Genomic DNA, 13,574 nt, shown 5'->3' on the forward strand with positions numbered 1-13,574 from the left:
GGGCGGCGCATGCCGCTGCCGCTGCCGCGCCGCATCCCCGCATCAGCCCACGACCAGCGGCATGCCGATCGTCAGGTGCTGCGGATCAGCCGCCGCGTTCGGATTGAGCTGCAGGATTTCCCGCAGCGCGGCCGCGTCCTGCTCGCCACGCGACATCTTCTGCTGGTCGGCGCGCGATACCTGCGCGGCGTCGAGCAGCGTGTCGCGGTGCCGGTCGGCGATCACCCACAGCGAATCGCCGTCCACGACGAAGTAGCGCGGCGGCTGCGGCGTGGCGGGCGGCGGCGTTGCGCCCGGCGGCTGCGTCGAAGCCGGCGCGGGCGAGGGCGCCGCCGAGGGCGTGGCGGACGGACTCGCCGATGGGGTGCCGGACGGGCTGGCCGACGAGGTGGCGGACGGACTCGCCGATGGGCTCGCCGACGGCGTGGGCGACGGTGTGCCGCCCGGCGGCACGACGTTCGATTTCGACGGCGTGCGGTGCTTGTGGTCGAACTCGGTGTAGATCGCATTGCCGACATAGATCGCGATCGGCACGAGCACGATCGCGGTCGGGATGCGGCCGGTGAGCGACTTCGTCAGGTTCGGGAAATGCGTGTCGGCGCGCGCGAGCCCGAGCAGCGTCGCCGACGTCGCCCCCGAGATCGCGAGCGGCAGGTTCGTATGGATCGCCGCGGCCGAGCCGAGGAACACGCCCGCATAGCCGCCCGCGACCGACACGACGTCGGACGCCGCGTCGATGAAGCGCACGGTCTGGCTGCGGCGCTCGATCGACAGGTTGCGCATCGCGCCGAGATGGACGGCGCTGGTGTACGCGACGCCGAGCAGCGCACCCACCGCGCCGAGCGCCGACGCCGGTGTATGGCTGTTCAGGAAGCTTTGCACCGCCGTCTCCCCGATGCCGACGTAGCCGGCGAGCGCCGCCGAGCGGCCGAGCTTGCCGAAGAAGCGGCGCGGGTTGCCCTGGTGCATCTGCTGGATCGACGTGCCGCCGAGCACCCCCTGCATCTGCGCGATCATGTCGTTCGCGATCAGCTTCGTATACGCGACGGCGTGCTCCGCTGTGATCTGCCCTTTGTCGTGCTGCGCGATCAGCCGGTCGACCTTGACGCGCGCCTCGTTCGCGAGCAGCGCGAGCGACGCGCCGCGCGACGCCTCGTCCATCTGGTGTGCGTCGAGCTGGCCGTTGAGCGTGCGCACGAAGCGATCGATCACGCGCCGGAACAGCCGCGGGTCGCCGCCCTGCAGCGCGCGCACCGAATCCTGGTGCAGCGCCTGTACGAGGCGGCCGGTGCGCGCGCCGACGAACAGGGACGTGTTCGTCTGCTTGAACGACGTCGCCTGCACGCCGAAGTAGTGCCGGGCGGCGCCGACGCCGACGCCGGCGGCGACGCCGGCCATCAGCGACACGGCGTTCGGCCACGTGAGCCAGCTGCGCAGGCCGCCCGCCCGCTGCAGCCGCAGCGCGTTCAGTTCCGCGAGCGCGGCCTGTTCGGGCGTCAGTGGTGTCGGCGGCGGCGCATTGCGGGTGGCCGGGGTCGTCCGGCCCGCCTGCGCGCCGACGAGGCGGGCGTCGCTGAGCGGCTTGGTCTCGTCGACCAGCAGTTCGGGCAACTGCACGATCTCGCGCCAGTCGGGCCGCTTCGCGGCCTTGAACTTGATCTTGCCGAGCGTCTTGAGCTGCTGCGGGCGGTCGAGCTTGCTGCCGATGTCCTTCTGCCACGCTTCGGTGAAGCGCCGGGCCTTCGATTTCCGCGACGGCGCGTGTGCCGGATCGGCTTCCCAGGCCCGTGTTACGTAGCCGGCGACCGCATGGCGCGCGCGGTTCAGCAGCTTCGTCGTGTTGCCTTCGTACAGGCGGCTGACGAGCGTGTCGATCTCCTTTGGCGTCATGCCTTTCTCGCGGCCGATCCGGTCGATCTCGGCGAGCAGCATCTGGTGCTGTTCGAACAGCTTGTCGGGTTCGATGCGCTCGAACACGCGGGTCAGCGCATCGGCGCCGTGGATCCGCTCGAACGCGTCGCCGTTGCGCGCGCGCTTGACGAGCATCTTCGCGAGCGCGGTCGTCAGTTCCTGGTTCGCGATGAAATCCGAGCCGTGCGTCGCGTACGACAGCCCGACGTGCACCCATTTCAGCGTCGGCCGGTCGAGCAGCCTGTTCACGAGCGTGACGTGGCCGGCGCCCGGCACCGGTTCGGGCACCGCGTCCCAGCCGTGGAACGTCACCATCACGTGCGGCGCGGTCTTGCCCGGATGCCGTTTGGCCCACGTCTCGAGCATCGACGCGAGCCGCTCGTAGTCGTGGTACTGGTCGTTGGTGCCGGCCTGGTAGCGCTGGTCGTCACGCGACACGAGCGCGCGCCCGGGCGCCGTTTCGAGCCGCAGCACGAAGCCGCCTTCGGCCGCCGCGTCGAGCCATGCGTGCAGGTTCTGCTCGGTCAGGTCGTCCAGATGCACGACGCGGCCGTTCTCGCCGGTGATCGTCGCGGTGGCGTAGTCCATCTGGGCGCGGCTCGGGTCGCCCACCGCCTTCACGTCGCGGACGAGGGCCGGGTCGTGCTTCTTGCCCTGCGCGGCCGCGAGCGTGTGCGGATCGACGACGATCGAGACGACCGCCCGCGCGGCGCCGCTGCGCCGCAGCTCGGCGAGAAATGCCTGCGGATCGTCCGACAGCCGGTAGGCGCGGCTCATCAGCACGACGCGATCCTGCACGTCGCGGCTCGACTTGAAGAACGCGCGCAGGATCTTCCGATCGATCGCCACGGCCGCGCTCAGCTTGCGATTCAGGCCTTTCCACGGCGGCACCGGCGCGAAGCGCGCGCCGCCTGCCGTGTAGTCGCGCGCGACGTGCAGCCACTTGCCGAGCCAGCGCCACGCCTGCGCGTCGGCCATCAGCGCGGGCGGCGGCGCGTCGCCCGTGGTGTCCTGCAGTTCGAGGGGGCCCGCGCGCGTGTTGCCTTCGCGTTCGATGAATGCCTTGAGCCGCGCGACATGGGCGAGCGGGTCGGGCATGCCGCCGTCGCCGTAGCGTTGTTTCCATTCGACGAGCGTGGAACTGACGAGCGCCGGCTGGTAGGGCTTGATCTCGAGCTCCGGATGCGCCGGCGGTGGCTGGTTCGCGGTGCGAGCCGCCGCGATGTCGCGGTCGATCTGTGCCTGCAGGGTGTCGCGTTCGCCGATGGCCTTGTTTTTTTCCTGCTTTGCCCAGTCGCGCAGCGTCTTGACCCAGCTGCGGCGCGACGTGTCCTGCAGATTCGTCAGGCGCTCGACGCGATCGTTCAGCGCCCGCAGCCGGGTGCCGGGCGCGTACGTGGCCAGGCCGTCGGGCGGCAGCTCGGTGAGCAGCAGGTGGACGTTCGCGCCATACGGCCCGCCGCCGATCGGCGACGCGTCGAGCGGCACGCCCGGGCCGCTCGTGTCGCGCCAGTCGTCGTGCCAGGCCAGCTTGCCGTCGTCGCCGGGCACGAGCACGCCGTTGGGCGCGTCGAGCCCGTGCGCGATCGGATCGTCGGTCAGGTACACGTAGACGCGGTGCGTGTCGGGCGACAGGCCGCCTTGCTCGGCGATCGCCAGCAGGTGCACCGCGTTGTGGCCGCTGAAGTCGAGCGCGTGCCCGGGGCCGGACGGCAGCAGGTGCGCGGCGACGAGCGCGTCGTGCAGGGGCGTTGACGCCGACGAGGCGCCGCCCTGCGTTGCCGGTGCATTCCGCGCATGCGCTGCCGCCGCGCCTGCCGGCAGCGCGCCCGGCTGCGTGCCGGCCTGGACGGCCGCTTGCGCGCCTTGCCGCCGCAGTAGCGCCGCCGTGCGGGCGCGCAGCAGCAGCGCGACGCGGTGGCCGGCGTCGAGCGTCATCGCGATCGACGTCTGGCTGGCGTAGCGCCAGCGGAAGCGGGACGGCAACGCGTCGGCCTTCTCCGTCTTCGGCGCCTTGACCGGATCGAAGCGGCCGATGCGCGCGATCATGTCGGGCTCGACGCGCGTGGCGACGAAATCGACGCCGCGCTGTCGCGCGCGGGACAGCGGAATCCGGCGCTTCGGCCCGCGCGGCCGCACACGCGTGTTCACGCGGCGCTGGAACGCATCGGGCAGCGCGCGCTCGACCACCTTCGTGCGTTCGAGCGGCGCCTTTTCCTGATAGTGCCACGCGCCGCTGGCGCGGTCGTACGTCGCGTGACCGAGCACGTCGCCGGTCTTGCGGTCGACCGCGTAGATCGTGTCGGCGTGGCTCGCGCCGGCGATTGCCTTGTTCGCGTTTGCGTAGTGCCTTGCCGAGCCGAGCGCGTCGATCGCGGCCGCGAGCGCGGCGTCGATGGGGCCGGTGCGGGCGAATTCGACCGCGTCGCCGCCGTCGGCCTGCTCGAGCTTCGACGGGCCGCCGAGCTGCTGCAGTTCGTCGAGCGGCACCGGCGACTTGTAGAAATCGAACGCGCGCCGCGCGGCGGCCGCGTCGCCGGACGGGTCCGCGTCGTGCTCGAGCGACAGCGCCTCTTCGAGCGCCTGCCGTTCGTCGCGCGTGAGCGACGGGTCGATGATCTTCAGCGCGATGGCGCCGTGCGCATCCACTTCCGCCGTGGCGATGAACCGGGGCGGCGCGTCGGCGGCCGGCGTGCCGGCGCGCGCGATCAGCACGTGCGCGCCGCGGCCGGTCTCGCGGACCAGGTCGCGCAGCGCCGGCAGATGCCCGCCCTCGATGCGCGTGAGCGTGCGCAGCCCGCGTTCGTCGAGCCATTTGCGCGCGCGCGTCATCAGCGCGCGTTCGCGTGCGCCGCCGCCGCGGGGCCTGCCGGACGCGCCGGGCGTACGCCCCGCCGAGCCCGGCGCGGCCAGCTTCGGCAGCCGCGCGTCGCCGGTCAGCGCGCGCGCCTGTTGCGCGTACAGCACGCGGTAGGTCGGATGGCCCGGCAGCGACGTGCGGGTGTCGCCGAAGCGCTCCGCGAGCGCCTGCAGCGCGACCGGGTCGCCGCTTTCGTATGCGTGCTGCGCGGCCCGCGCGAGCCCGTCCGGCAGCGTCACGTGCGCGGCGATGTCGCCGCCGCCCGCGTCGAGGATCTCCGCGCGCACGCGGGCCGCGTTCCGCTGCGCGCGCGCCTCGGCGAGCAGCAGACTGTTCACGTAGGCTTCGTGGCTCGAATGATCGAGGCCGAGCGTGCCGGTCGATATCTCGGTACTGTGCTGCGCCTCGTGCGCGAGCGCGAACACGAGCGTGCCCGCGTGGCGCGTGTTGCCGTCGAGCACGATCACGCGCCGCTCGGCATCGACGTACTGGCCTGCGCCGCGCGCGCCGAGCTTCACCTTCCAGCCGTCGCTTTTCGCGATCCGCATCTGTTCCATCAGCGTCGGCGACAGCCGCGCGAGCGCATGCGCTTGCATCTTCAGCACGACGCCGCGGAAGGCCGTGACGACCCGGTCGATCATGCCGCGCCGTGGCGCGTACGCGCCTTGCTCGGCCATCGCCGGGTGGGCGAGGCGGATGCGGCCGGTCGCGAGCCCGTAGTGGATTTTCGCGGCGACGTCGTCGATCCGCGCGAGCACGTCGCCCACTTCGACGGACTCCGGCATCACCGGGCCGGGATCATGCAGCAGCACGTCGCCGTTGCGGCCGAACAGCACCTGGAAGTCGAAATGCAGCCCGTGCGCTTCGGCGATGCGGCGCATCCGCGCGAGATCGGCGAGGCCCTTGTGCGACACCACGCCCGGCAGGCCGAAACCGAACTCGACGTCGACGCTGCTGAGCTGCGCGTGCGGCTTGAGCACGACGCCGACGCGGTTCACCGCCGTGAACGGACCGTCCGCGGTGCTGACCGGCAGCTTGTAGACGTCGCGCAGCGTCGCGAGCCCGCCTTGCTCGTCGGCCAGCAACGTGGCCGCCTCGACGATGCCGTCCAGCGATTCGTCGCGGAATACGCCGATCGCCTGTCCGGTTCCGCCGTCGAACACGGTCTTGAAAGCCCCCGAGCCGAGCACCGGCCCGAGAAAATCCGCCGGATCGACGGGCCGCGCGGGATCGTCGACATAGAGGCGGCCGCGCACGGGGTCGACCGACAATTCGCCGAGCGACGGCTGGCGGTAGGCGGCCGGCACGTAGCGGTTCATGCCGGACAGGCTGGTCAGCGCACCGGCGTCGCCGACGGCGTCGGGGTGCGGCGCGTAGACGGGGCGCTGCCACAGGTTCGCGAGCTGCGCGGCCGCGCCTTCGTTCGCGTGCCGGGCCGACAGGATCAACGTGTGTTCGGTGCCCGGCGGCGGATGATTGAGCAGCGTGAAGCCGTGCGGATCGACCGGCGTCCCGTCGGGGCCGAGCAGCGTGCCGTCGTGCAGCGTGTCGGCATGGAACACCACGAGCTTGTTGCGCGGGTCGAGCGACAGGCGATGGCGTCGTTCGAGCGACAGCGCATCGAGCGACGGCGCATCGCCCGCGCCGAACGGCGACGCGTTGCGCTCGACGTTCGCGCGCGACCACGCGGCGCGCTGCGCCTGGATCTCGCGCATCGAGCGCGGCCCGTCGCCGCCGGCTTGCGTCTCCTGCGGCGCGGGCATCGTGCGGCCGGCCCTTGCCGCGCCGCGCTCGAACGCGTCGCCGTAGAACGCGTCATAGGTCTTGCCGCCCGCGCCGGACACCGGCGCGTGCGCGAACGCATCGGCGAGCGTCGCGACGGTGCCCGCGTAGTCGTGCGACGGCCGCCAGTTATCGGCGACTTCCTGGATCGCGTCGGGCAGCTTCACGTGCGCGGCGATGTCCACGCCGCTCGCCATCCGGATCTCGTAGCGCGCCTCGAACGCGTTGAGCTGCGCGCGCGCCTCGGCTTCGAGCGCCTTGCGCGTGAAGCGGCGCCGGCCGCTGTAGTCGAGCCCAAGCGAGCCGTCGATTGCCTCGACCGCATGCTTCGCCTCGTGCGCGAGCGTGTACGTCATCGAGCCGGGGTGGCCGAGCGCGCCGTCGAGCGTCACGCGCTTCTTCTTCGCGTCGATCCGGCTGCCGCCGCCGCGCTTGCCGACGCGCACGCGCCAGCCGTTGTCGTCGAGCATCCGCAGCTGCTGCGCGAGCGTGCCCGACTGCTGCGCGAGCGCGCTGACCTCGTTCGGCAGCGGTGCGCCGCCGAAACGCATCTGCAGCCGCGCGACGAGGCCCGGCTTGTCGGCGGCCGGCGCGGTCTCGGTCGTTTCCGGATGCGCGAGCTGGATATCGCCGCGTTCGACGCCGCTCTCCAGAAGCCGCAACTGGTCGTCGACCCGGTCGTGTGCGCCCCGGTAGCCGTCGTTGCCGATCTCGATGCGCCCCGGGTCCGTGATCAGCAGGCGGCCGTCGTGATAGACGCCCTGCACGTCGAAGTACAGCTGCTTCTCGGCGATCAGCGTCTTCAGCGCGCGCAGCTGGTCGAGCGTGTCGGCCTTCAGCGTCTTCGGCAGCACGCCGTGCTCGACGTCATGCGTATGCAGCGCGCCGCGCGGCTGGTACAGCACCGCGACGCGGTTCGCATGCGAGAACGGGCCCTCCATCGACACGGTCGGCAGGTCGAACCGGCGCCGCAGCAGCGCGAGGCCCCGTTGTTCGCCGAGCGCGGCGCCGCGCTGCGCGGTGCGCGAGCTGAACGCATCCTCGTACAGGCCGACCACCGCGCCGCGGCCGAGCGCGAAGCCGCCTTTCTCGTTGCCGAAGCCGATCAGCGCGCCGAGATGCTCGTCGAGGTCGACCGGCTTGCCGGTGCCGGCATGGAACACGGCGTTGCCGTCCGCATGCAGCGGGCCGAGATCGACGTCGGGGTGCGGCGCGGGATCGAAGCGCAGGTAGCCGCTGGTCGCATGCAGCGTGCCGTCGGCCGCGAGCGCGCCGCGCGGCGCGACGTACACCGGCCGGTTCCACACGTTCGCGAGCTCGGACGCGAGCGTTTCGTCGGCATGCTTGCCGATCAGCACGATCGGCTCCGCGATGTCGGCCGGCGCGCGGAACGCGTAGCGCGCGTCGAGCGCGAGTTCGTGCCCGCTCATCGGCACGCCGTCCCGGGTTGCGAACGTGCCGCCGGCCCGGTCGTTGCGCACGACGTACAGCTTGCGGCCGCCGTGTTCGTGCGTCTCGACGAGCGGCCGGTTCGTCACCGTCGACACGCCGGCTTCGCGCGCGACGAAACCGGCGGACAGCGGCGACGCGTCCATCGCGTTGAGGATCGTCCATGCGACGCGCTGGCGGAACGTCAGCGGCTTCAGCGCGCCGCCCGCGCCGGCCTCGGCCGGATCGGCGACGCGCCGGTACTGGAGCGTGCGCGCGTCGCCGCTGCGGCGGTCCGCGCGCGATGCGCGCCGCGCATCCTGGTCGTTCTCGGCCGCGCGCTCGCGCACGTCGGCGGTGCTGCGGCGGGCCTGCGACGTGGCGCGCGAGCTGGCGGCCGCCGGCTCGCCGCTCGCGGGCGCGGCGTCGCGCTCGCTCGGCGCGGCCGGGTTCACGCGGTTCGCATGCGCGTCGCCGGGCGGCTGCCGTTGCTGATCGTCCTGCGGCGGCGCGACCGGTGTCGCGGCCGGGCGGGGCGGCGCGATCTCGTGCGCGTACTTGAGCTGGATGCCGTCGGACAGGCTGAGCCCGCCATGCTCGTCGGCCGTGATGCGCGCGTCCGTCGCGGTCTCGTCGAAACGCGTGCGCACCAGGCCCTTCACGCGCTCACCGATCGTGATCGTGCCGTCCCGGTCGAGGAACGCGGTCGATTCGGTCCTGCCGCGCGCGCCGGTATTGACGTCGTTGCCGCGGTTCAGCGCGCGGATCGGCACGCCTTTGTAGGTGAGGATCTTGTTGCCGGCCATCAGCGTGCCGTCCTTCGCGACGGTGATCGTCTTGCCGTCGAACGTGGCCTGCTGGCGGCCGACCCGCAGCGTGCTGGCGGCCGCGTACTTGTCCTGGCCGATCGTCACGCGCTGGTCGCCGATCGACACCGCGCGGTTGCCGAGGTCGCGCGCGCCGAAGCTGCCGGTGCGGCGCACGATGCCGGTCGACAGCGCCTTGATCTGCTGCGGGCCGGCCGCGAGGCCGGCGTTGAGCAGGAACGACGTCGCATCGCTCGCGAGCCGTTCGGTGTGGCCGGTCGCGAGATCGTAGCTGAACTGGCCGGCCGCGTCGGCCGCGCCGCCGTATGCGGCGGCCTTGGTCGCGAAGCGCGTGCCGGTTTCGACGCGCGACGCGAACTTCGCCGCATCGCCGCCGGCGCGCGTGACGACCCGCGCGGCCGTGGTCGTGCGGCTCGCGAGCGTCAGCGCCTTGCCGGCCCCGCCGATGCCGAGCGGCACGAGGTTGATGTAGTCCGCGCGTGCACCGGCGTCGAACGGGCTGATCGTGCGGTCGTGATACATGCGGTTGCCGAGGTCGTAGCCCGAGTTCACGACGGCCGCCGCCGCGGACGTGTACATCAGCCCCGCGCCGGCCGCATTGAGCGCGATGCCGAGCGGCGCGCCGAACACCGTCGCGTCGAGCAGGCCGCCGGCCACTTCGAGCGCGAGCCCGCCGACCAGCATGCCGAGGTTCACGTCGCCCGCGCCGAGCGTGTGCATCACGCTTTCCCACCAGCTGTCGTCGTGCGCGGTGTTGTGGCGGTCGATCTGCGCGGCGCCGTTCGCGTCGTAGCCGGTCGCGATGTCGAGCGTGCCGTCCGACGACAGCTCGTTGTCGTCGATGAAGTTGCCGATGCTCGAGTATTTCGAACCCTGGTCGTCGACGTAATGCGTGTCGCCGCTCGCGTTCGTCACCTTGAAGATCGCGCTCGTCATCAGCCCCGCGTCCTTCGACGCGTAGACGATCGGCATCACGTTCACGCGCGTCGACGCGCCGCCGCCGACCTTCAGCAGCTCGTGGCGCACCTTGTCGATCGAGTCGAGCTTCTTTTGATCGCTGAACTGCGCGGCGTGCGGATCGTCGCTCGCGCTGTCCGGCGACAGGCCGATCGCGATGCCGACGAGGTTGCGCTGCCGCGTGTCGTCGAGCTTGCCGAAATCGATCGTCGCGCCGTGCTGCGTCGCCTCGCCGGCCTTGTCGAGCAGCGATTGCGACAGCTCGCCGCGGTGCGCGCCGAAGAAATCGGACAGCGCCTTCGCGTAGTCCTTCTGGTCGGCTTCGGTCTTGGCGTTGCGCAGCCGCTCGTCGAGGTGCGCGTCGAATTCGTTGAACAGCACCTGCTGGTGCAGCGTTTCGCTCAGCAGCTGCGTCTGCTGGACGTTCTTGTTCGCCTGGTCGAGCTGCGTGCGCGCGTTCGACAACTGCTGCGCATACGGATTCACGACGAACGGCACCGGCGCGGTCAACGGGATGTTGGCGGGCGTGCCCTGCGGCTTCGACACCGACAGCAGGCTCGGCGTCGTGCCGATGCCGTGATCGCGGTTCCAGGCGTCGTACTGCTTCTGCAGGTCGTCCACCTGGCCCTTCAGCTGCGACTGCTTCGCCTGCGCGTCGACCAGCGCCTGCTTCGTCGCGCGCTCGTTGACGGTCGCGGTCATCCGGTCGTCCGCCTGGTGCAGCGCGGACGCGATGGTCTTGATGCCCTTGATCGCCAGCGGCGTCGGATCGTTCGCGACGCACATCGTGCGGTGGTCGTACTGGTTCTGCACGCCGGCCGCGACGTCGTCGTAGTGGATTGCGAGCGCGTTGCCGTATGCGGCGACGTAGCCGTCGTGCGCGAGACTCGCGCCGTCCTTCGCTTTCGACAGTTGCGCGTACGCGTCGCCGAGATCGAGGTCGACCTGCGGATCCTTGATCATCGCGCCCGGGTTGTCGTGATGCCACTGCGTCGATGCCTTCTGCGCGGCGTCGTACTTCGTCTGCAGGTCCGCGACCTGCCGGTTCGCGTACAGCATCTGCAGGTAGCCGCCGCTCACGCGCGCGCTCGCCTGCGCGTGGTCCAGCAGGTCCTGCTGCGCGGCGACGGTCGTGTTCATCACGGTCGGGCCGTACTTGCCCGACACCGCGTTGTAGGTGATCTGGATGTCCGCGACCTTCGACGCGTCGGCGGCGGCGTTCAGGCACGCGTTCGCATAGTTCGCGTCGTCGGCGGCGCTTTTGAGGTTCGCCTGCGCGTCTTCCGGCTTCAGCTTGTCGGGCGCGTCGATCACGCGGTCGAGCGGCGCGAGCTGGTCGTTCACGCGGCCGATGCCGACGTCCATCGCGTCCGCATAGTCGCCGTTCGACGCGTACGACTGAAGCTGCGCGAGCGCGAGGTTCGAGTTCGCGACGTCGGCGTTGTGGCGCGCCTTTGCTTCGGATAGCTTCGCGTCCGCGTGCTGCCAGGTGTCGTAGGCCTGCTTCTGCTGCGGCGTCCAGTTTGCCTGCGACGCCTGCGTCGGGTCGTCGCCGATGCCCGGCACGGCCGCCTTCAGCTTGTCGAGCGCCGCGTTCGCGTCGGCCTGCGCGGAGCCGGCCTGGTTCGGGTCGAGCGCGGCCTCGTCGTGCTTCGCCTGTTGCGCGTACGCGATCATGTAGCCGGCGTCGGTGGTGACGTCGAGTTCCTTCTCCGCCTTCGCGGTGGCCGCGTGCGCCTGGTCGTAGGCGGTGCGAGCCTGGTCGACCGTGCCCTGCGTCGCCTGCGTATCGTTCTGCGCGGTCGTGAGCGCGGCCTGCTTGTCGTGCTCGTCCTTCAGCGCGGTGTCGTATTTCGTCTGCGCGCCCTGGATCGCGGTTTGCGCGGCCTTCGTGAGCGGATCGTCGACGGTGATGTCGGGCGTCGTCGGGCGATATTGCTCGGCGAGGCGCTGGATCAGCGATGTCGCGGACGCGATCTCGGCATTGGTCGGCTTCGACGGATCGCTGTCGGGGCTCACCTGCACCGCGATCGGCGGCGGGGGCGGAGTGGTGTCGACCTGCTGCTTCGACGGGTCGCTCGTCTGCTGCGCGGCCTCGCTCGCGGCCTTCGCGCGCTCGGCCTCAAGCGTGCGCTCGAGGAAAGCCATCCAGTTGACGCCCATCCCGACGCCGTCGATGTCCAGCATGTCAATCTCCCGTCAGACCCGCCGCCGCGCGCGGATGCGCGCGATTCGGCGCTGAGCCAGCCGCCGCTTCGAGTGTACGAAGGGCCGCGCAGGCCGGGCGGCGGCGGTTTCGTAGCGGGGTGATGCGCGCGGCGCGCGGGCGGGTGGCGGGCTACGAGATGCGCGTGGGTTGTTTCGACGCCGCTACCGATCGAGGCAGCGCACGCAGAGCCGCCGCGCGTCCGCGGCCGGCAAGCCGCGGCACATCATCACGACCGGGTGTGCGCCGCACGATGGCGCGTCCGATTGCCGTGCGCGGTCGGGCGGCGCGGCAGCAGCGGCGGCGACGATGGGGCGCGCCCGCTCGGGCGGCGGCGCATCGCGCACGACCGGAATCGGCCCGAGGCCGCCTTCGCGCGCATTGCTGCGCGCGCTCGCGACGACGCGGCTCACGTAGCCGCTCGAGAAGCCCGTCGTGAAATTGCCGCTGTAGTAGCACGACAGCGCCGCCTGCAACGCGGCCTGAGCGGGCCTTCCCGTGCCGCTCGACCGCGCGAAGCATTCGGTCAGGATCGCGCCGCCCGCGCGCAGGTTGCGGCATGGCTCGAACATCGTCGCGTCGTCGAGCCCGACTTTCGCGAAGTTGCGGTCGTTGACCTGCGCGAGCCCGACGCTGTAGCTGAACCCGCGCGCGGCAAGCGCGCGCGTGGTCGCCCGCGCCTCGTCGAGCGAGCGGGGCTGGTGTTGCAGATGACCGCCGACCACGCCGATCGCATACGGATTGAAACCCGACTCGGTGCGCACGAGCGCGGCGAGCGTCGCGGGATCGACGTTCGGCGCGCAGGCGCGCGCCAGTTGCGCGAAAGCGGCGCCGCCGCCGGCTGCCTGCGCGACGCGCGGCGGCAGGCACGCGAGCAGGGGCAGCGCGCACAGGCACGCGGCGAATGTTCGCAGGCGGCGCGCGTTCATCCCGCGCCCGCCACCCGGTACGACAGCACGAGCCCGTGCACGAGCATCGCCCAGCCGTCGAGCGCGACGAACAGCAGCAGCTTGAACGGCACCGAGATCGTCGTCGGCGAGATCATCTGCATGCCGAGCGCGAGCAGGATGTTCGCGACCAGCAGGTCGACGACGATGAACACGATGTAGATCACGAAGCCGATCTGAAACGCCTTCGTCAGCTCGGCGAGCGTGAAGCTCGGCACCAGCACGAGCAGGTCGTCGTCCTTGATGCCTTCGGCGCGGTTCTTCGGCCACACCGACGTCGCGGTGCGCACGAAGAACTCGCGGTCGCGCTGGCGCGTGTGCGACACCAGGAAATCCTTGATCGGCGGCAGCGCGGCATCGGCGAGCGCGCCGACGTCCGCGGTCGACAACTGCCCCGACGCATCGAAATGGCGCTGCTGCAGCGCGTCGCGGATCGCCATCCCCACCGGCGCCATGATGAACAGCGACAGGATCAGCGCGATGCCGTTCAGCACGAGGTTCGGCGGCACCTGCTGGATGCCGAGCGCGGAGCGCAGCAGGCCGAGCACGACCACGAGCTTCGTGTAGCTCGTCACCATCAGCGCGGCGAACGGCGCGATGCCGAGCGCGGCGATCACCGCGATCAGCGCGACGGGATTCGGCAGGTTGCCCATCGG

Annotated in this window: 3 protein-coding genes; all 3 read right to left on the reverse strand. The window is 71.4% G+C overall.

What is annotated here, in order from left to right; all coding sequences use genetic code 11:
* Positions 1–42: 42 nt before the first annotated feature.
* Positions 43–11,952 (reverse strand): LWXIA domain-containing protein, encoded by an 11,910-nt coding sequence (locus ABFO07_RS19225; protein ID WP_347469409.1) that lies wholly within the window; start codon positions 11,950–11,952, stop codon positions 43–45.
* Positions 11,953–12,135: 183 nt separating this feature from the next.
* Positions 12,136–12,900, reverse strand: a complete 765-nt coding sequence (locus ABFO07_RS19230) for a lytic transglycosylase domain-containing protein (RefSeq protein ID WP_347469410.1) — start codon at positions 12,898–12,900, stop codon at positions 12,136–12,138.
* Entirely contained in the window at positions 12,897–13,571 is a 675-nt protein-coding gene (gene sctR, locus ABFO07_RS19235) for a type III secretion system export apparatus subunit SctR (RefSeq protein ID WP_059563033.1), read from the reverse strand. The genes ABFO07_RS19230 and sctR overlap by 4 nt, the downstream gene beginning before the upstream one ends.
* Positions 13,572–13,574 lie beyond the last annotated feature (3 nt).

It is taken from the genome of Burkholderia stagnalis (assembly GCF_039848545.1).
In the GTDB taxonomy this organism is placed as follows: domain Bacteria; phylum Pseudomonadota; class Gammaproteobacteria; order Burkholderiales; family Burkholderiaceae; genus Burkholderia; species Burkholderia stagnalis.